General features: G+C 72.9%; 11 protein-coding genes. 1 reads left to right on the forward strand and 10 read right to left on the reverse strand.

What is annotated here, in order from left to right; all coding sequences use genetic code 11:
* Positions 1–341: 341 nt before the first annotated feature.
* Positions 342–1,574 (forward strand): FAD-dependent monooxygenase, encoded by a 1,233-nt coding sequence (locus tag ACIODU_RS09795; protein WP_401765916.1) that lies wholly within the window; start codon positions 342–344, stop codon positions 1,572–1,574.
* Between the two features lie 114 nt (positions 1,575–1,688).
* On the opposite strand, the gene ACIODU_RS09800 is transcribed toward ACIODU_RS09795, so the two are convergent.
* The 10 genes from ACIODU_RS09800 to tdh form a co-directional block, all read right to left on the reverse strand.
* Positions 1,689–2,417 carry an ABC transporter ATP-binding protein gene (locus tag ACIODU_RS09800; protein ID WP_401765919.1) on the reverse strand — a complete coding sequence of 243 codons (729 nt, stop codon included), beginning with the start codon at positions 2,415–2,417 and terminating at the stop codon, positions 1,689–1,691.
* Positions 2,418–2,427: 10 nt separating this feature from the next.
* On the reverse strand, positions 2,428–3,210 hold the full coding sequence (locus tag ACIODU_RS09805) for an ABC transporter ATP-binding protein (RefSeq protein ID WP_401765922.1): 783 nt from the start codon (positions 3,208–3,210) through the stop codon (positions 2,428–2,430).
* Complete coding sequence (locus tag ACIODU_RS09810) at positions 3,207–5,354, reverse strand: branched-chain amino acid ABC transporter permease (RefSeq protein ID WP_401765925.1); 2,148 nt, start codon at positions 5,352–5,354, stop codon at positions 3,207–3,209. Before ACIODU_RS09810 ends, ACIODU_RS09805 begins: the two co-directional genes overlap by 4 nt.
* 1 nt (position 5,355) lies before the next feature.
* Entirely contained in the window at positions 5,356–6,558 is a 1,203-nt protein-coding gene (locus ACIODU_RS09815) for an ABC transporter substrate-binding protein (RefSeq protein WP_356428634.1), read from the reverse strand.
* 103 nt (positions 6,559–6,661) lie between these two features.
* Entirely contained in the window at positions 6,662–7,066 is a 405-nt protein-coding gene (locus tag ACIODU_RS09820; RefSeq protein WP_161309228.1) for a roadblock/LC7 domain-containing protein, read from the reverse strand.
* Entirely contained in the window at positions 7,063–9,429 is a 2,367-nt protein-coding gene (locus ACIODU_RS09825; protein ID WP_401765929.1) for a nitrate- and nitrite sensing domain-containing protein, read from the reverse strand. Before ACIODU_RS09825 ends, ACIODU_RS09820 begins: the two co-directional genes overlap by 4 nt.
* Before the next feature lie 456 nt (positions 9,430–9,885).
* On the reverse strand, positions 9,886–11,676 hold the full coding sequence (locus ACIODU_RS09830; RefSeq protein ID WP_401765932.1) for an AMP-binding protein: 1,791 nt from the start codon (positions 11,674–11,676) through the stop codon (positions 9,886–9,888).
* Between the two features lie 78 nt (positions 11,677–11,754).
* Positions 11,755–12,669: a LysR family transcriptional regulator gene (locus ACIODU_RS09835; RefSeq protein WP_356428643.1), complete on the reverse strand. Its 915-nt coding sequence runs from the start codon at positions 12,667–12,669 to the stop codon at positions 11,755–11,757.
* Between the two features lie 894 nt (positions 12,670–13,563).
* Positions 13,564–14,757 (reverse strand): glycine C-acetyltransferase, encoded by a 1,194-nt coding sequence (locus ACIODU_RS09840; protein ID WP_356432884.1) that lies wholly within the window; start codon positions 14,755–14,757, stop codon positions 13,564–13,566.
* Positions 14,758–14,802: 45 nt separating this feature from the next.
* On the reverse strand, positions 14,803–15,831 hold the full coding sequence (gene tdh, locus ACIODU_RS09845) for an L-threonine 3-dehydrogenase (RefSeq protein ID WP_356432882.1): 1,029 nt from the start codon (positions 15,829–15,831) through the stop codon (positions 14,803–14,805).
* Between the last annotated feature and the right edge of the window lie 1,764 nt (positions 15,832–17,595).

Below are 17,595 nucleotides of genomic sequence, written 5' to 3' on the forward strand. Positions count from 1 at the left end.
GCTACGACAAACGAGCCCGCCACTACAAAGCCCTGGTCACCCTCGCCTGCCTACGACTCTGGCTCCCCAACTGACATTGCGGACACGCCCTAGGGCGTGTCCGCGAAGTGGGGTCGCTGTCGCGGGCCGGGTCGGTGTCGCGGGCAGTGTCTTCCGGATCACGCCACCCCCGCTCCGTCGCTCCTCGATAGGATTCCGCCCAGGACCTGGCCGCCGGTTGGCCGGTCAACATGCCTTGTCCTGGGCGGAGTTACGTACGGTCACACCGGCGGGCGCCAGCGCGCGCGACGGTGACCGGGACACATCGAGTGACCGAGTGAGCGAGCGAGGAAAGGCGAGTCATGCGTGGAGGCAGCGTCGCCGTGGTCGGCGGCAGCATAGCGGGGTGTGCCGCGGCCTTGGCCGCGTCCCGCGGCGGGGCCGGGAGGGTCACCGTCTTCGAGCGGGCCGACGACCGGCTCCGTGACCGGGGCGTGGGCATCGGGCTGCACAACGACCGGTACGAGGAACTGCGGAACGCCGGTTATCTGACCCCCGAGATCCCCTGGGCGCCGCTGAGCACGCGGGTGTGGAGCACACGCGACGGCGAGGCGGACCACGGCCGGGTCGTCGGGGAGCAGCCGTTCCCCTTCCGCGCGTACAACTGGGGTTCCCTGTGGCGCGAGTTGCGCCGCCGGGTCCCCGACGACGTGTCGTACCGGACGGGTGTGACGGTCACCGGGGTCGAGCCGGACGCGGACGGGATGACGTTACGGCTCGCGGACGGCCACGAGGAGCACTTCGACGTGGTGATCGGCGCCGACGGGTACCGCTCGGTGATCCGCGAGGCCATGTTCCCCGGCGTTGGCGCCGCGTACGCCGGTTACATCGGCTGGCGCGGTACGTCTCCGGATGTCGCCGGCCTCCCCTCGGACGGGCACAGCGCGCACAACATCGTCTTCCCCGGCGGCCACTGCATGGCCTACCGGATCCCGGACGGCACCGGCGGCCACCGGCTCAACTGGATCCTCTACACCACGCCCCCGCCGGCCGACGGCGTCACCCCGGACCCGTCCACCGCGGACCGCGCCGCCCCCGGTTCCGTACCGCCGGGCGGGCTGAGCCCGGAACTGACCGCGCATCTGCGCGCCCTGGTGACCGAGCACTTCCCGCCGTACTGGGCGGACAAGCTGCTCCGTACCCCCGCGGAATCCACCTTCATCCAGCCCATCTACGACGTGGAGGTGCCCCGCTACACCTCCGGCCGGATGGCGCTCGTCGGGGACGCCGCCACCGTCACCCGGCCGCACATCGGCGCCGGCAGTGTGAAGGCGCTCCAGGACGCGAACGCGCTGGAGGCCGCCTGGGCGGCCGGGAGCAGCTGGACAGAGGTCCTGGAGAGGTACGACGCCGAGCGCGGCCCGGTCGGGTCGGCGATGGTGGCCCTCGCGCGCGGGATGGGCGCCGCGCAGGTCGAGAACACACCCGACTGGTCCGCGATGGGGCAGCCGGAGTTCGACGCGTGGTGGCAGGGCCAGAACAAGGGCTCCGACCGGCGCAGCGGCTTCGGCGGCCACAGCATCAAGCCCCGGTAGCGATACGCCCTGAGCGCGCCGGGGGCGGTGATCCCGCCCCCGGCGCGCTCCGTGCGTGTCGCGGAGTCTCCCGGAGTGTGTGCCGGGGTGTGCCGGAGGGTGTGCCGGAGTGTGTCAGCGCGCCGTCGGCGCGAGTTCGAGCGCCGCGTTCAGGGCCGTGGCGTCGGCCCGGGCGTCCGCCCCGTCCACGCGCAGCGTCGTCCGTCCCGAGGTGAGGACCGTGAGCGTACGGGCGCACTCGGCCGCCTGCGCCGGGCTGGGGGACACCAGCAGGACGGCGAGGCCCTCGTCCGCGAGCGTGGCGATCAACGCGTGCACCTGCCCGACGAGTTGGGGCGCGAGGCCCTCCGTCGGCTCGTCGAGCAGCAGCACACTGGGCGAGCCGAGGAGGGCGCGGGCCAGGGCGAGCATCTGCTGCTCGCCGCCGGACAGGTCCGCCCCCCGGTTGCCCCGGCGCTCGCCCAGCCGGGGCAGGAGTTCCAGGACGCGCGCGGGGGTCCACACGCTGGGGCGGGCGGTGTCGCCCCGGCGCGGCGGCCGGTAGGACAGCCGCAGGTGCTCGGCGACGGTGAGCCCGGCGAACACCCGGCGGCCCTGCGGTACGAGACCGATCCCTGCGCGGGCCATCCGGTGCGCCGGCTGCCCCGTCCTGTCCCGGCCGTCGAGCCGTACGGTTCCCGCGCTGGGCCGCATCAGCCCGGCGACGGTGTGGACGAGGGTGGTCTTGCCCGCGCCGTTGTGGCCGACGACGGCGTGGACCGTGCCGGCGGGCACGGACAGGTCGAGGCCGTGCAGGACGGTGCCGCCGTGGTAGCCGGCGGTCAGGCCGGTGAGTTCGAGCATCGGTGGTCCGTCATCCTTTCGCGCCGGTGCTGTGGTACGCCTCGCGGACCTCGGGGTGCGCGAGCGCCTCCTGGACCGGACCGGTGACGAGCACCCGCCCGGCCGCCAGGACCGTGACGGTCGTGGCGAGTTGGGCGACGACCTCCACATGGTGCTCGACCAGGATGATCGCGACGCTCTCCGGCAGTCCCCCGAGGACGCCGAGCAGCCGCCCGATGTCGCCGTCCGTCAGCCCGGCCGCCGGCTCGTCCAGGAGCAGCAGGCGCGGGTCGCCCGCCAGCGCGGCCGCGAGGTCGAGCAGGCGGCGCTGTCCGTGGGAGAGGACGGAGGCCGGTTGGTGGGCGAGGTCCGCGAGGCCCACGGCCTCCAGATGGCGGGCCGCCGACTCGGTGTGCCGCCGGAGGCGGGACGGGCTGCGCCAGGCGCCCCGGCGCGCGGGGTGGTGGGACCAGCCCGCCAGTACGACGTTGTCCAGGACGGTCACCTCGGCCATCACCGAGGGCTGTTGGAAGCTGCGGGCGACACCGAGACGGCTGCGTCTGGCGGTGGCGGTACGGGTGATGTCCGCGCCGTCCAGGACGATGGTGCCCCGGTCGGGCCGGTCCGTACCCGCGATGAGGTTGAGCAGGGTGGTCTTGCCCGCGCCGTTGGGGCCGATGACGGCGTGCCGGGCGCCGGCGGGCAGCCGCAGGGTGACGTCGTCGACGGCGGTGAGGCTGCCGTACCTGCGGGTGAGACCGGTGAGGTCCAGCAGCGCGGATGCCGGTGCGGAGGTCGGCGTGGGTGGCGTCATGGGGCGGCCTTCCCGGCGAGGGGCGGGGTGGGCGTGGCGGTGGCGGGCGACGGCTCGTCGGGGCCCGGCCGGCCGGGCCCGCGCCACGTTCCGCCGGATCCGCCGAACAGGCCGGCCAGACCGCGCGGCAGCAGGTACACGGCGGCGACGAACAGGACGCCGAGCAGCAGCGGCCCGTGCCCGGGCCACGAACTGGCCACCAGGTCACGGGTGAGGACGATGAGCCCGGCGCCCGCCAGAGCGCCGATCACCGACGTACCACCGCCGATGACGGCGGCCAGCAGGGCGAACGCGGCGATCTCGAACCCGGCGTCGGCGGGCGAGAGGTACTGCTGCACGGTGACCATCAGCGAGCCGCCGACGCCGGCCAGCGCGCCGGCGCAGATGTACGCGACCAGCAGGTAGCGCCCCACCGGGTGTCCGGAGGCGCGCATCCTGGCTTCGGCGCCCCGGGTGCCGGTCAGCAGCTTCCCGGCCGGGGAGCGCAGCACGAGCAGGGTGGCGGCGACGGCGACGGCGGCGACGACCAGCGCGTAGCGGTAGACGTCGCTCTCGCCGGTCATTCCCTCCCCGCCCCACAGCGCCTGGGTGGCGGGGAAGCCGACGAGGCCGTCGGCGCCGCCGGTGACGGACTTGAACTGGTTGACGACCGCGCCGGTCAGCTCGCCGATGGCGAGCGTGATCATCAGCACGGTGGTGCCGCGGGCCCGGACCACGGCGGGTCCCGTCACCGCGGAGAACACCGCCGCCGCGAGCGCGGAGACGACGATCTGCACCGGGCCCACGGTCCATCCGGCGAGCGCGAGGTTCGCGGTGGTGTAGGCGCCGACGGCGAAGGGCGCGGTCTGCCCGAGGGTGGGCAGACCGGCGAAGCCGGTGAGGACGGTGACACTGACGGCGAGCAGCCCCAGGGCCAGCGCGGAACCGGCGAGCGAGATGCTGTACGGGTCCAGGATCCCCGGCAGCGCGAACAGCACCCCGAGCAGGGCGAGCGGCGGGACGGCGCGCCGCCAGGCGGGGCCGCGTGTGAGCCGTCCGAGCGGTGTGACCGTGCCGCCACTCTTGCCGGGCGGGGCCGCCGGTCCGGCCGAACGGGCGGACGTCGTAACGGACATGGAGTCGTCCGGCCTGTCCAGCCCCTCCGGTCCGGGGCCGGGCTCCGGAACGGCCGGAACCGCCCCCGCCGGCGCCCCCCCGCGCGGCCGCAGCCGCGCCGCGAGGTGGCGGCGGAGCCGGGCCACCGGGTCCGCCGGCGGGCCCTGCGGGCCGTGTGCGGTGGCGGGCTCCGTGAAGCGGGAGCGGGAGCGGAGCACCAGGACCGCCGCCATCGCGGCGAAGAGCAGATACGGCGCCAGGTCCGGCGCCACCGAGACGCCCAGCGTCTGCACCTCCCCCACCGCGACGGCCGCGAAGAACGTCGCCCACAGCGACCGCAGCCCCCCGAGCACGACCACCACCAGGGACAGCATCAGCACGTTCTCGGACGTGCCGGGCCCCGGGCCGATGATCGGCGCCCCGAGGACGCCCGCCGCCCCGGCCAGCGCACCCGCCGCCGCGAGGACGCCGGTGTGCACCGCCCGGGGGTTGTGGCCGGTGGCCGCGAGCATCTGCGGGTCGTCGGCGGCGGCCCGTACCGCCGCGCCCACCCGGGTCCGGGTCAGGACCCACGTACCGAGCGCGGCGAGCAGGACGGCCATCGCGATGAAGCAGAGCCGGTACGCGGGGTACCGGTGGCCCAGCAGGGTCACCGAGGAGTCGAGCGCCTCGGGGACCCGTACCGGAAGCTCGTCCGCCCCGAAGAGCTGGATGAGCAGGTCGCCGCCGATCAGGGCGAGCCCGAACGTCAGCAGTGCTTGTGCGAGATGCCCACGCCGGGCGAGCGGAGCCGTCGCGGCGGACAGCCCGGCCCCGGCGGCGCACGCCGCGGCGGTGCCGGCCGCGAGACCGAGGGCGAGTCCGCCCCAGGTCCCGTCGCTCAACTCGGCCCCCGTGTAGGCGCCGATCGCGTACAGCGTGCCGTGGGACAGGTTCAGCACGCCCGCGGTACCGAAGGCGAGGCTCAGGCCGGCGGCGACCACGAACAGCAGCAGCCCGTAGGCCACGCCGTCCACCGCCGGGATGAGGTGGGCATCGAGCAGTTCCATGTCAGCCGCCGAGCGTGGCCAGGTCCTGGACCATGACGTTCGCCAGCTGGTTGCCGTCCGGCCGTACCTGGCGCAGGTACCAGGTCTGCACCGGCGCGTGCGCCTTGTCGCTGAACTCCCAGGCGCCGCGCGGGCTGTCGATCTGGCCCAGGGCCGCGATGGCCTTGTTGATGGTCCCCGGCGTCACGTCACCGGCCTTCGCGGCGTCGGCGATCGCCTTGTCCAGCACGGCCGCCGCGTCGTAGGACGCCATCGCGTACGTGGTGGGCTGCGTGTCGTGCTCGGCCGTCCAGTCGGCGGCGAACTTCCGGTTGGCCGCGTTGTCGAGGTCGGGCGCGTAGTTCAGGACGGAGTAGATGTCCTTCGCCGCGTCGCCCTGGGCCTGGAGCACACTGCCCTCGGTGACGAAGGCCGTGTAGAGGGGGAGGTCGGCGATGTCGGACTGCGCGTACTGCTTGGCGAAGTCGATCGCGGCCTTGCCCGCGTAGAAGCAGTAGACCGCCTTGGCGTCCGTCTTGGCGATCTCCGCGAAGTACGGCATGAAGTTGGTGGTCTTCGGGAACGGCGTCCAGGCCGTCTTGCCGTCGGGGTTGGCGAGTTCACCCTTGACGCGCTTGAACTCCTCGGTGAAGCCACGGAGTTCGTCGTAACCGCCCTGGTAGTCGGGGCCGATCGCGTAGACCGGGCCGTCGACCTTCTCCTTGACGTACGGGGCGATGGCCTTGCCCGGCTCGTCGGAGAGGAAGCTCGTCGTCCACACATACTCGAGGTTCTTGACGGGCGGCCGGCCGTTCGACCCGAGGAACGGGATCTTGGCCTGGTCGATCAGGGGCAGCACCGCGTTGACCGAGCCACCGCTGACGAGGCCCGTCAGCGCGTCGACCTTGTCCTTCTTGACCAGCTTGGTGGCCGCGGGGACGGCGGTCGGCGGGCCGTCGCCCTCGTCCGCCACGATGAGCTCGACCTTCCGTCCGCCCAGCTTGCCGTCGTGGGTGTTCAGGTACAGCTCGAAGCCGGCGCGCAGGTCGGTGCCGACCGCCTTGTACGTACCGGACAGCGAGGCCACCAGGCCGACCTTCACGGTGGTGTCACCGGCGCCGCTGTCGCTGCTGCACCCGGTGACGGCCGCCAGGCCGAGGGCGAGGGCGGCGGCACCCGCCGGCCGGAGTCTGCGGCGGCGCGAGGGGGACAGGTCGAAGAACATAAGGACTCTCACTCATTAGAACGGGCAGGACGGTCGGGAGGAATGGGGCGGCCGGGGGATCACGGCGGTCGGGAGGACCGGTGAGGACGCGACGGCCGGGCGGTCAGCGCGAAAGCTCCGGGTTCGCGTCGCGGACCTGGGGGGACAGCGAGTCGCCCACCTGGTTGATCAGCTCGGACATCATGTAGCTGACCTCGCCGATGTCCGCGTCCCTGGTCGTGGTGACGAGCAGCGAGGCGCCGCTGGAGACGGCCATCGAGAACATGTAGCCGCCCTCCATGGCCGTGAGGCTGTGCTCGACGGGATAGGTGTTCGTCAACTCGGCCGCCGCGGACAGCAGGTTGACCACTCCGGAGGCGATGGCGGCCAGCCGGTCGGCGTCGTCCCGGTCCACACCGGTGTACGCCAGTGCCAGTCCGTCCACGGACACGGCTATCACCTGGGTGACCTCCGGGATCCGTCCGGCGAAACTGCTGAGGATCCAGCTCAGGTCGGCCGGTGAGGTCATTTCTTGCTCCGTTCGGTGGTGTCGTCGGCGGTGGAACGCGCGCGCTGGTTGGTGCTCCTGTTGATCCCCTGGGCGTAGGCCGCGAGGACGTCGGAGACGTGCCGGGAGTCTCGGCGGCGGGGCGCGGGCCGGGGAGTCGTGCCACCGGGACGCTGGTCGGCGCCGTCCCGTTTGCCCAGGGTGGGCCACTGCTGGGGGGTGTTGCGCTGCCGCAGGGGCAGTCCGGAGGGGCTGACCCCGGCGATGCGCGACACCGGCTCGTCCCGTACGGAGGTCCGGGGCGGTGCGGTGACGGGCTCGCGGACGCCGGTGGAGGCGCCGCCGCGGCCCCCGTTGGCCGGGGCCGCGGGCCGGGCGGCCGGCGGCTCGTGCCGTACCCCGTTGGTACGGCCGCCGTTGGTACGGCCTGCGTTGGTACGGCCTGCGTCGGTACGGTCCGCGCCGGGCGTGCTCCCCGGCTGCGGGACGGTCTTCCGGGGGGCCGGGGCCAGTACGGTGACGGGGAGGGCGACCTCGGCGATGGTGCCGGGACCGGACGAGTCGCACAGCTCCACGACGATGCCGTGGCGCGCGGCGAGCCGTGCCACCACGTGCAGCCCCATGGACCGTACGTCCCCGATGCCCGTACGCGGCTCGCGCAGCGCGGCGTTGTAGCGCGCGCGGCGCTCGGCGGTGATGCCCACTCCCTCGTCCACGATCTGGACGACGGCCCGGTCCCACAGCCGCCACACGGCGACCCCGACCGGCTTGTCGGGCGGCGAGAACCGGGTGGCGTTGTCGAGGAGTTCGGCCAGGATGTGCGCCACGTCGTGCACGGCGCGGGCGGCGATGCCGATCTCCGCGTCCACCACTCCGAGCGACACCCGGTCGAAGCGCTCGATCTGCTGGGCGGCCGCCATGATGACACTGGAGCAGTCGATGTCCTGCGAGCGCACCCGGGCGTGCCCGTAACCACCCAGCACCAGAAGGCTGTTGGTGTTGCGCTCCATGCGGATGGCGAGGTGGTCGAGGGCGAAGAGGACCTTCATCCGCTCGGGATCGGCCTCGTCGCGCTGCACCGTGTCCAGCTCGGACACCATGACGGTGGTCAACTGCGCGCCCCTCCGGGCGACACCGACCAGCGTCTCGGCGAACTGCTCGTGGATGTGCGCCTGTTGGGCCGCCAGACGGACCGCTTCGTGGTGCACGGCGTTGAACGCCTCACCGACCTCGCCGATCTCGTCCGCGCCCGTGGTCCGCACCGGGTTGCCGCTCCGCAGGGCCACCTCCTCGGGGGTCGCGCCGCTCAGCGCGCCGGGCAGGGACAGTTCGGCCATGACGGCGGGCAGCCCGGTGTGGGCGACCTCGTGCGCGGCGTTCCGCAGATCGCTGAGCCGCCGGATCATGACGCGGCCCAGGCGGACGGCCAGGAAGACGGCGCCGACGAGGGTCAGCAGCACCAGGGCGATCTCGGCGGCGGCGGTCCTGACGAGCGTGGTGCGCGCGTCGGAGACCGTCGCGAGGACGGACCCGTCGATCCGCTTCTCCACCGAACGCAGCAGTGTCAGACGGTCGTTGGAGGCCTTCTGCCACTCGGCCGGCGTGACCGCGATGGCCTTGCTGGTTCCCGTACGGCCGATCTCGTCCTCGAGGCGGCGGGCCTCGAACGCCTTGGCGCCGGAGAGGGTGCGCTCCAGCCAGGTCCGCCACTGGCCGGGGCCGAGGTCGAAGAGCACACCGATCGACTCGGTGTAGCCGAGCCCGCCGGCTTCGAAGGTCCGCTGCGAGGCGGTGGTGAAACCGCCCGCCGCCTGTGCCCTCATCACCGTGACCTGCCGCTGGGCCGAGTACTCGGCCGCCTCGGACAGGGCGGCGGCGGCGCGGATCCGGTCCGCGATGTCGGCGTCGACCCCGTCCGCCTGCGCGATGCCGTCGCGGTAGTTGTTGAGGTCGGCGATCACGGTCCGGTAGCCGAAGGCGAGGGCGGAGATGGTGCTGCCGCCGGAGCGCACCTGGGCGCGCAGCGAGGGAAGGTCGTCGGTGAAGCGGGTGATCCGGTCCAGCGCGGCCTGGGCGCTGCCCGGCACCGCGGACAGGCGGTCGGTCTGCTCGCGGAACGCGGCGACACTCCTGTCGGTCGCCTCGGAACTCTTCTGGAACGCTTCCGCGTCTCCCTGTGCGGAGACCAGAGCGGTCGCTGCCGCCCGCTCACGCTGCAACTGGTGGGTCAAGTCCCCCGCGTCGGCGGCCACTTCGACCATCTCGGTCAACCGGTCGGCCTGGAGCGCCTGGTTGGCCGCAGGCGCGAGGGCCAGTCCCGAGAAGGCGACGGCCACGGTGAGGGGCGCGGTGACGAGCAGGGCGAGACGACGGTTGATTTTCACTGGACGGCTCCGTCGCCGGAACCGGTGCTGAGTATCAATAACATGCAGATACCTGTTTAACGGGTGGTGGCGGGGGGTCGGTGAGGACGCTGGTCCGTCGTTACGGATGAGGCGGAGGGGGCCAGCGGCGCGGCCTGATCCTAGGCCGTAGCCCGTGGCAACGAACGCGTGCGCGACCGAAAAACGCGCGTCCGACCCGTGGCGCGCACGGCGAAACCCGGTCGCGGAGACCCGGAGGACGGCGGTCCCGGAGGCTAATCGGAATGACCGGAGCCGCCCACCCGAGAGCACACTTGCCCAGCACAGCGGCGCTTTGGGACGTGGCTGCCGACACTTCCCGGAATGTCTACGGGCCGTCCCGCACGCTGTGTTGACGGAACGTCAGCCGCGCGTAGCTTCGTTGCGGAATGGTTAGATCAGTTTCGTCGGCGACGGCCGGATCGAGTGGGTCTCCGGTCACTCTTGAGCGCCGGAAGCCTCCGGGTGCGAGTCTCCGCCGTGCCCTCCGTCGCGCCCTCCGCCGCGCAGCCGGCCGCGCAGCGGGGCCTTGAGCACCTTGCCGATGGAGTTGCGCGGCAGGGCCGTGACGAGTTCCAGGCGGCTGGGCTGGTACCACTCGGTCATGCCCCGGTCCGTCAGGAACTCCCGCAGGTCCCCCAGGGTCGGCGCCGGCGACTTCGGGACCACGACCGCGCAGGCCAGCTCGCCGCCCTCGCCGTCCGGGTAGCCGATCAGGGCCACCTCGGCCACGTCCGGGTGGTCCAGCAGCTCGGTCTCGACGTCGTTCACCGGGATCATGAACGTACCGCCGATACGGTCCGCCTCACGGCTGATGACGCGCAGTCCGCCCCGGCCGTCGGGGATGGCCAGGTCCCCGGTGTCGTACCAGCCGTCGTCGTGCTCGGCCACGACCCGGAGCCGTCCGCTGTCACGGCCCAGTGTGGCGAGCGCGACCCCACCGCCCCGTACGAACAGCCGGGCGGGCTGCTCGGCGCTCCACACTCCGTCCGGCGCCCCCACGTCCGCCGCGTCCGCAGCCCCGGACCCGGGCCCCTCCTCGGGAGCATGCCGTCTGAAGTCCATTTCGAGCCCCGGCCCCGGGCTGCCGTCACTGTGCGCGCCCCAGAGCGGCGGGTCGTCCCCGCGTGTCCAGGTGTGACCCGGTACTTCCGTCATCCCCCACAGCGTCCGCAGCGGGACACCCCAGATCCGCGGCACCGCCGACACGAGCTGGCCCGGGACGCTCGTCGCCCCGCTGAACACGAGCCGGAGCGGGGCCTTCTCGCGCGCGTTCTCGGTCTCGGTGACCAGCGCGGCCAGATACGACGGCGCTCCGGCGAAGACCGTGGCCTCGCTGTCGATGAGCATCTCGGGGATGTCGTGCGGCCGCCACACGTCGGACACGACGGAGGTCCCGCCCGCCAGCAGCGGGATGAGCACCCCGTAGATCATCCCGAAGACGTGCGGCTGCGCCTGCGGGGTGAAGATCCGGTCGTGCGAGTCGAGCCCCTCCGCCTCGACCACGGGGAAGGCGCCCGCGTGGAGGGTGTTGAAGCTGTGCAGCACCCCTTTGGGCTCGCCGGAGTTGCCGGAGGTGAAGAGGACGACGGCGCCCCGGTCGGGGTCCTCGTTCGACTCGCTCACCACCATGGGGTGGCGGCGCTCCCACGGTGTCTCCTCGAAGTGGCGGACGAAGTCCACCTCGCTGCCCGGGGCGCTGTCGCCCAGCACCACGCGGTGCCGCAGGCCCGGCAGGCGGGAGGCCATCTTCGACAGCGCCTCCGCGTGCTCGGTCCCCGCCCAGCGGTCGGCGGTCACACAGACGCTCGCGCCGACCCGGGCGAGGGTCCGCTCCAGCTCGCGCGCGCCGATGGTCGGCATGACCGGCGCCACGACGGCGCCGACGCGGACGCAGGCCAGCATCAGCGCGCTCAGCTGCCACCAGTTGGGCAGCTGGATCGCAACCACGTGCCCCGGCCGCACGCCCAGTTCGTGCAGCGCGCCGGCGAAGCGCTCCACGTACCGCGCGTACTCGCTGTACGTGAGCCTGCGCATCCCCGCGCCCGAGCGGTAGGCGATCACGGCGGGCGCGTCGGGGATCAGCTCCCGCCAGCGGCGCAGGTCGTCCAGCGGGCCGACGTCACGCCAGACGCCGTCCGCCCGGTACTTCCGTACCAGCTCATCGGCGGGTCGCAGGCCGAAGATCGCCGGTCCGTGGATCGCGTCGCTCACGACTGGTTTGGCCATACAGAGATAAACGTGGAGAACACACCCGATAGATCACATTTCATACGTGATATAAGTCACATTCACCCCACAAGCGTATCAACCGGTGGTGAGACCGGAGGCCGCCCGGACCAGGGAATCCAGTACGGGACGGATCAGGGGATGGTCCTCGGCCCCCCGCCGGACCGCGGCGAAGACCCGGCGCGTCGCGGCGGGACCCGCGACCGGGCGGACGACCGTCCCCTTCAGGTCCATGCCGCGCAGCGCGGACCTCGGCACCAGCGCGACCCCGGCGCCGGCGCCGGCCAGCGCGACGACGGCGTGGAAGTCGTCCGAGGAGTGCACGAGGCGCGGCTGGAACCCGGCCAGCTCGCAGGCCAGCTGCATCACGTCGTGACACGGGTTGCCCGGGTACGGGCCGATCCAGTCGCTGTCGGCCAGCTCGGCGAGCACCACGCGCGCGCCGAGGGCGAGGGGATGCGCGGCGGGCAGGACGGCGTCGAACGGCTCCGCGTACAGCGGTACGCGGGACAGCCGCAGGTCGTCCTCGCGGGGGGCGCCCCGGTACTCGACGGCGACCGCGAGATCCGCCTGGCCGTCGAGCACCATCGGCAGGCTCTCGTCGCCCTCGGCGTCCCGTACCCGTACCCGTATGTCCGGGTGCAGTCCCGCCAGCTCCCGGAGCGCCGGCGCCAGCACCTCGGCGATCCCGGTCGCGAACGCGGCGACGGTCACCTCCCCGGCGGCCCCGCCCGCGTACGCCGCGAGCTCGGCCTCGGCGCGCTCCAGCTGGGCGAGGACGGCGTGCGCGTGCGTGAGCAGGATCTCGCCCGCGGCGGTCAGCCGCACGCCCCGGCCACTGCGGGTCAGGAGCGTGTGCCCGGTCTCCTGCTCCAGGGCGGCGAGCTGCTGCGAGACGGCGGAGGGGGTGAGGTACAGGGCGGCGCCCGCGGCGGTCACCGTGCGGTGGTCCGCCACGGCGCGCAGTATCCGTAGCCGGCGGGGGTCGATCACGGCACCCAGGTTACGGCGCCGGGGTCGCGCCCCCTACTTGTCCTCACGCCGGACGGGCGTCTGCGCCCCGGTGGTGGGCGCGGCGTCTTGTCTGTCCTTCAATCGCCGGACGGGCGTCTGCCTGTCGGCGGTGGGCGCGGGTTACTGATGTCCTCAATCGCCGGACGGGCTGGGTTTGTCGTGGTGACGGGGGGCGGGGCCTGCGGAGGTACGTATGTCCGGACTGCATGTTTTACGGCGCATGCAAGGTCTTGTCTTGATTAACGGTAGCCATGCGCCACAAAACACGCTTTACGTCCGGCCACACGCACCTCCTCCGACCCCACCCCCCTCACGCCGCCGGTGAACTGAACGACCCCGCCCACCCCGGGGCCCCTGCGGTCCATTGCGCGAGCGCGGCCTACTGATGTCCTCAAACGCCGGACGGGCTGGGGGTGCGTCCGGGCGGGCTGGGTCTTGGCGCCCGGTGCCGGGTGCGGGTCACCGATGTCCTCAAACGCCGGACGGGCTCAAAAGCCGGGGCGGGCCGGGGTTGTTTTGACGCGGGCCTGGAAGGGGGACGGGCAGGGGTCGTGTCCGGAACGTAAAGCGTGTTTTGTGTCGCATGGCTACCGTTACGCAAAACAAGACCCCGCACGCGACGTAAAACATGCAGTGCAGGACACGACCCCTGACCGGCCCCCGGCAACCGACCCGCGCCGGAAAACACGGCCCGCAGCGGGCACCATCAAGCCCGTCCGGCGATTGAGGACATCAGTAACCCGCGCCCGCGCAACGGGCAGACGCCACAAACCAGCCCGTCCGGCGCTTGAGGACAAGCAGGAAGCCGCGCCCCCCACCGCCGCGCAGACGCCCGTCCGGCGTGAGGACAAAGACGCGCGACCCCGTCGCAGGTTAAAGCGACGCCCTCGCCGAGACGAACGCCGCAACCGCCTCCAACACGTCAGAAGAAGAGTGCGCCGCAGACAACTGCACCCGAATCCGCGCCGCCCCCATCGGCACCACCGGATACGAGAACCCGATCACATACACCCCCCGCTCCAACAACAGCTCCGCCATCCGCCCCGCCTCCGCCGCGTCCCCGATCATGACCGGCGCGATCGCGTGCTCCCCGGGCAGCACGTCAAAGCCCTCCTCGGCCATCCGGGAACGGAACAACGCGGTGTTCGCGTTCAGCTGCTCCCGCAACTCCCCCGCGCTCTCCAGCAGGTCGAGGACCTTGATGGACGCCGCCGCGATCACCGGCGCGAGCGAGTTCGAGAAGAGGTACGGACGCGACCGCTGGCGCAGCAGCGCGACGATCTCCGCGCGCGCCGCCACGTACCCCCCGGAGGCACCGCCTAGCGCCTTGCCCAGCGTGCCGGTGAGGATGTCGACGCGGTCCATCACCCCGTGGAGTTCGGGGGTCCCGCGCCCGTTGGGGCCGACGAAGCCGACCGCGTGCGAGTCGTCCACCATGACCATCGCGTCGTAGCGGTCGGCCAGGTCGCAGATCTCGGCGAGCGGCGCGACGTACCCGTCCATCGAGAACACGCCGTCCGTGACGATCAGCCGCCGCCGCGCGTCCTGCGACTCCTTGAGCCGGGTCTCCAGCTCGGCGAGGTCGCGGTTGGCGTAGCGCAGGCGGCGCGCCTTGGAGAGCCGGATGCCGTCGATGATGCTGGCGTGGTTGAGCGCGTCGGAGATGACCGCGTCCTCCGCGCCGAGGAGGGTCTCGAAGACGCCGCCGTTCGCGTCGAAGCAGGAGGAGTAGAGGATCGTGTCCTCCTGGCCCAGGAAGGCGGAGAGGCGCTGTTCCAGCTCCTTGTGGATCTCCTGCGTGCCGCAGATGAACCGTACGGACGCCATCCCGTACCCCCACCGGTCGAGCGCGTCCTTGGCGGCGGCGACCACCTCGGGGTGGTCGGCGAGGCCGAGGTAGTTGTTGGCGCAGAAGTTGAGGACGTCCCCGCCGGCGGGCGCGCCACCGGCCGTGACGGCGACGGAGGCGTTCTGCGGGGTGGAGATCACCCGTTCGGGCTTGAAGAGACCGGCTTCGCGGATCTCGTCGAGGGTGGCGCGGAGGTCGTCCCGTACGGACGTGAACATGACTGACTCCAAGGAGGGCGGGGCGGGCGGCGGAACGGGGACCGCTCAGGCGGTCCAGTCGAGAATGATCTTGCCGCTGCGGGCGGTCGCGGCCTCGTCGAAGGCCGCGTCGAAGTCCTGGTAGCCGTAGCTGCCGGTGATGACGGGGCTCAGGTCCAGGCCGCCTTCGAGGAGGACGGTCATCGCGTACCACGTCTCGTACATCTCACGGCCGTAGATGCCCTTGATCGTGATCATGGACGTGACGATCTTCGACCAGTCGACGGCGAACTCGTCGGCGGGCAGGCCGAGCATCGCGATCCGGCCGCCGTGGGTCATGTTGTCGACCATGTCCCGCATGGCCTCGGGGCGTCCGGACATCTCCAGGCCGATGTCGAAGCCCTCCTTGAGGCCGAGTTGGCGCTGCGCCTCGGCGATGCCGTGGTGCGTGACGTCCAGGGCGAGGGTGGCGCCGACCTTGCGGGCGAGTTCGAGGCGGGCCGGGCTGACGTCGGTGATCACGACGTTGCGCGCGCCGGCGTGCCGGGCGACGGCGGCCGCCATGATCCCGATGGGGCCGGCGCCGGTGATCAGGACGTCCTCGCCGACGAGCGGGAAGGAGAGCGCGGTGTGCACGGCGTTGCCGAACGGGTCGAAGATCGCGGCGACGTCGAGGTCGACGGGGGCGCGGTGCACCCAGACGTTGGAGGCGGGGAGGGCGACGTACTCGGCGAACGCGCCGTCGCGGCCGACGCCGAGGCCGACGGTGCTGCGGCAGAGGTGGCGGCGGCCGGCGAGACAGTTGCGGCACCGGCCGCAGACGAGGTGGCCCTCGCCGCTGACGAGGTCGCCGACCGCGATGTCCTGGACGTCGGCGCCGAGGGCGGCGACCTCGCCGACGAACTCGTGGCCGAGGACGCGGGGGGTGGTGACGGCGTTCTGGGCCCAGCCGTCCCAGGAGCGGATGTGCAGGTCGGTACCGCAGATGCCGGTACGGAGCACCTTGATCAGTACGTCTCCGGGGCCGGTGACCGGCTCCGGTACGTCCATGAGCCACAGCCCCGGCTCGGCCTTTTGTTTCACAAGTGCCTTCATGGGGGTGGCTCCCGGGGTGAGGGTGGTGCTGAGCTGATCGCTGATCCGTGATCGCCGGCCGGTGATCACGCCCCCAATCTGCCGAGCGCGGCTTCTCCAGTCCATCGAGGATTTCTTAAGCGGCCCAACAGCGCACCTTCACGCCCCGGCGCGACACCGCTTCCGCCGCGGCGCGCCGTCGCCGGGGGCGGTGGGGTGCGGTGGGCCCGGCCATTCGACGGAGCCGAACTCACCGGGCATCAGGGGTACGGGCATGGGCACGGCCCACACGGCCAGCCCGGCCACGGCGAACCGAGCGACGCGCCGCCCCGCCCCCCGCCGGGCGGACATCTTCTCCCGCCGCCCGGCCCGACCCCTCACGTCCGCCCGAGCGCCTTGGGTACGGGCCGCCGCCCCCTCCTCCGGACCGCCGCCCGCGCCCGGCGCGACAACCGGACCGGTCTCCGCGCCACCGAGACGGGAATCCACCTCCGTGGGCCGGGCCGGCGGGCCGGATGCGTCGGGCGCTCCACCGACAGGGGCGGCGGACACCGCCGGCCCGCGGCCTCGCCCGGTGATTCCGGGGACGGAGGCGGTGGTATCGGCTCCTGCCGGTCGGGCGTCGGAGGCACGCGTCCGGTGCTCGCGTCCTGTGGGCTCGGAGCCGGCCGTGTCGGGCGACGTCGCGATTCCGGAGGCCGAGGCCGAGACCGTGTCGGCTTCCGCCCGTGGGGCCACCGGCGCACCGGCCGGCCGGCCCCCCGTGGGGGCCCCGGATTCCCCCGCGTCGGGGGCCGTGGTTGTCCCGGGGACCGGGGCAGGTTCGGCTCCTGCCGGTGAGGTGTCGGAGGTACCGGCCGGGTGGGCACATCCCGTGGCGGCGGATTTTGACGCGTCAGAGGGCACGTCGAACACCGGGTCGGCGGGAGCCGGCACGGCCTCGGTATCCGGGACGGAGACGCCACCCGAAGGCGCAGAAGTCGGCGCCACGGAGTGAGATCGCCGGGCCACGACGTCCAAAGGCTGGTCGGCGGGAGCCGGCACTGCCCGGACCGGGACGACACCCGACGCGACAGGATCCGACGAGGCAGGGCGAGGTCGCCCCGCCCGTGCATCCGGCATGCCGTCGCCGAGGCGGTCGACGGGCGCCGCCGCCTCTGCGGGGCGCACGCTCCGCAGAGGTACGAGCGGTACCGGCGCCGGAGCCTGTGCGTGGGGACCGTCCACAGCGACCACGTGGAGTCGTCGCAGCGGCACCACCGACATCCGCCCGGACCTGACGGGCGGGGCGGTGCCGGCCTCGCCCGGCGTGGTGGCTGTGGTGTCCGTGGACCGCACGGCGCTCGTACGGTCCGACGCGTCGGAGGCGTTCCGCGCCGGCGCGGCCGAGGTCCGCCCCGAAGGGACAGGCGCGGGGACGGGCGTCGGCGACGGCCCCGGCCGCTTGCCGGTGTTCGCGGGCCCCGACCGCCCGGCCGCCGCCGGTACGTCGCGGATTCCCGCGTGCAGGAGCCGCAGCGGCACCACGGTCATCCGCCGCGCGGACGAAGGACCGGGCGGCTCGGAAGCCGCCTCGGGCGGTACGGCCATCCGTGCGTCGGCCGTCGGGGCGGACGGCCGACGCACGGTGGTACGGACCGGGACCAGGGGCATCGGCGACGCCCCCGTCCCGGCGGTTCGGGCACCCGCAGGCGCGGGTACACCAGGCAGGACCAGATCCGGTACGTCGTTCTCCTGACCCACCGGCACGTCGACGGAGTCCGGCGTGCCCACGGGCTCCGGCGC

Origin of the sequence: Streptomyces sp. NPDC088261 (assembly GCF_044740805.1) — a bacterium.
Classification (GTDB): Bacteria; Actinomycetota; Actinomycetes; order Streptomycetales; family Streptomycetaceae; genus Streptomyces.

What these genes read in the sequence shown, in the direction of transcription:
- ACIODU_RS09795 (WP_401765916.1), top strand. Translation starts at nt 342, where the DNA reads ATGCGTGGAGGCAGCGTCGCCGTGGTCGGCGGCAGCATAGCGGGGTGT.
- ACIODU_RS09800 (WP_401765919.1), bottom strand. Translation starts at nt 2,417, where the DNA reads ATGCTCGAACTCACCGGCCTGACCGCCGGCTACCACGGCGGCACCGTC.
- ACIODU_RS09805 (WP_401765922.1), bottom strand. Translation starts at nt 3,210, where the DNA reads ATGACGCCACCCACGCCGACCTCCGCACCGGCATCCGCGCTGCTGGAC.
- ACIODU_RS09810 (WP_401765925.1), bottom strand. Translation starts at nt 5,354, where the DNA reads ATGGAACTGCTCGATGCCCACCTCATCCCGGCGGTGGACGGCGTGGCC.
- ACIODU_RS09815 (WP_356428634.1), bottom strand. Translation starts at nt 6,558, where the DNA reads ATGTTCTTCGACCTGTCCCCCTCGCGCCGCCGCAGACTCCGGCCGGCG.
- ACIODU_RS09820 (WP_161309228.1), bottom strand. Translation starts at nt 7,066, where the DNA reads ATGACCTCACCGGCCGACCTGAGCTGGATCCTCAGCAGTTTCGCCGGA.
- ACIODU_RS09830 (WP_401765932.1), bottom strand. Translation starts at nt 11,676, where the DNA reads ATGGCCAAACCAGTCGTGAGCGACGCGATCCACGGACCGGCGATCTTC.
- ACIODU_RS09840 (WP_356432884.1), bottom strand. Translation starts at nt 14,757, where the DNA reads ATGTTCACGTCCGTACGGGACGACCTCCGCGCCACCCTCGACGAGATC.
- tdh (WP_356432882.1), bottom strand. Translation starts at nt 15,831, where the DNA reads ATGAAGGCACTTGTGAAACAAAAGGCCGAGCCGGGGCTGTGGCTCATG.